The sequence below is a fragment of the Motilimonas cestriensis genome, from assembly GCF_021295315.1.
Taxonomy (GTDB): Bacteria; Pseudomonadota; Gammaproteobacteria; order Enterobacterales; family CBDFNC01; genus Motilimonas; species Motilimonas cestriensis.
On record NZ_JAIMJA010000067.1, the window covers coordinates 1 to 1,272 of the forward strand.

Annotated in this window: 1 protein-coding gene; it reads left to right on the forward strand. The window is 42.7% G+C overall.

Features of this window, described 5'->3' with window-relative positions; all coding sequences use genetic code 11:
• Positions 1-63: 63 nt before the first annotated feature.
• Positions 64-1,232, forward strand: a protein-coding gene (locus K6Y31_RS22000; RefSeq protein ID WP_233055172.1) for an IS3 family transposase whose coding sequence is annotated in 2 segments (ribosomal slippage) — positions 64-322 and positions 322-1,232 — 1,170 coding nt in all. Because the reading frame shifts where the segments join, the coding sequence is not laid out codon by codon here.
• Positions 1,233-1,272: the final 40 nt, after the last annotated feature.

Below are 1,272 nucleotides of genomic sequence, written 5' to 3' on the forward strand. Positions count from 1 at the left end.
TGACGTGGTTTAATTGATACGACTAACCCAGTTAAGACATAATTGATTTAACTGGAGATTGAAATGACAACACGTAAAACCTATTCAAAAGAATTCAAACTTGATGCCATTGCACTGGTACGAGAGCAAAGTTACAGCATTGCTGAAGCCGCTAGAAATTTAGAGGTCACACCTCAGCTACTCGGCCGCTGGATAAAAGAAGCTGAAAATGATGATGGCCATGCATTTCGAGGAAATGGCAAGCTGACACCAGAGCAGGAAGAGATCAGCAAGCTCAAAGCACAAGTAAAACGCTTAGAAATGGAGCGTGAAATACTAAAAAAAGCGACGGTCTTCTTTGCCAAAGAAACGAAGTAAAATACGCGTTTATTGCCCAAAATAAGAAGATCTGGCCGGTGATATTAATGTGTCACGTGTTGGGTGTGAAAAACAATAATTACTACAGCTATCAAAAGCGAAAATCCCTGGCCCCTGTTGATACAGAGCGTCAAGATATGTTGCAGTGGGTGAAAGATATTGCCGAGTTTAGTGATAATACCTATGGACAAAGGCGCATTCAAAAGGCGTTGAATTCACTGGACTACCCTGTTGGACGCAGGAAAACAGCGCAACTGATGAAAGAAGCAAACGTTTGGGTGCGCTATAAAAAGAAGTATAAAGCAACAACCAACAGCGACCACAACAAGCCTGTATATGAAAATGAGCTTGAACAAGATTTCGATGTTCAATACGCCAATCAAGCGTGGGTTCAAGATATTACCTACATATGGACGGCTGAAGGATGGCTGTATTTAGCCGTCGTAATCGACCTCTATTCCCGTAAAGTGGTTGGTTGGAGTATGGGCAGCAGAATGAAAGCAAAGCTTGTTTGCGATGCGCTAACAATGGCTATCTGGCAACGAAAACCTAAAGCGGGTTTGATAGTACACTCAGATCAAGGCGTTCAATATGCGAGCCATCAATATAGGCGAATACTGAAGCTGCATAAGTTTGTCGGTAGCATGAGCAAAAAAGGATGTTGTTGGGATAATGCCGTAGCAGAAAGCTTCTTCGGCAGCTTGAAGCAAGAGCGCGTTCATTGGCGCAATTATCGAACGCGATATGCCGCTCAACAGGATGTCTTGAATTACATCACGATGTGGTACAACAGCCAGCGGATGCATTCATACCTAAATTATCAAAGTCCTAATGAATTTGAACGTATGGATAAGTCGGTAAAAGAAGTAGCTTAACGAACTTAACTAGGGTGACCGAATTCAGTTGACCAGGTCA